Consider the following 693-nt stretch of genomic DNA (forward strand, 5'->3'; position numbering starts at 1 on the left):
CTAAGCGCACCGGGCTCTCCACAAGCCTCGCGGTCCTGTGCTCACCTCATGTCGTGCTCGGCCAAGGCTTCGGGATGCGGTTTCCCCGGTAGTAGTAGCGCCGAGCGCTCACTCTTGCCGGGTCGAACAGCTCCACCCCACCTTCGGCGGGCCAGATGCCGTAGCGTCGGCGTAGAACCTTCCACGGAACACGCCGGTGCTTGCGGTCCTGCCACCTGACGACCTCTTTCCAGAGGTAAGCCCTCAAGTAGCTGAAGGTCGCGTTCGAGCATCCGTACTTGAAGTACGTGGTCCAGCCCCGCAGCACCCGGTTGAGCTGGTGCAGCAGGTCTTCGAGCGTCAGGTTCGTGTTCCTCCGGCAGATCGCCTTCGTCTTGGCCATGACGGCGGCCAGCGCCTTCTTAGCCGGATAGACGTAGACGTAGTGCTTGCCGGTGCCCCGTTTTCGGTGGCGCTGAATACGCCAGCCGAGGAAGTCGAGGCCCTCGTCGACATGGGTGACCAGGGTCTTCTCCGGCGACAGGCGCAAGCCCACCGTGGACAGGACCCCGGCGATCTCCTCCCGCAACGCCTCGGCGTCGGCCTTGGTGCCCGAAACCAGCAGGCACCAGTCGTCCGCGTACCGGCAGAGCCGGTAGTTGGGCAGACCTTGACGGCGCCGCTTCGCCCGTTGGTACGGGCTGGCACCAGGGC

Annotated in this window: 1 protein-coding gene; it reads right to left on the reverse strand. The window is 65.4% G+C overall.

What is annotated here, in order from left to right; all coding sequences use genetic code 11:
• Positions 1-46: 46 nt before the first annotated feature.
• On the reverse strand, positions 47-693 hold a 647-nt coding region (locus AB1460_RS38055), incomplete at its 5' end, for a group II intron maturase-specific domain-containing protein (protein ID WP_368967456.1).

The sequence above is a fragment of the Parafrankia sp. FMc2 genome (genome assembly GCF_041008525.1).
In the GTDB taxonomy this organism is placed as follows: domain Bacteria; phylum Actinomycetota; class Actinomycetes; order Frankiales; family Frankiaceae; genus Parafrankia.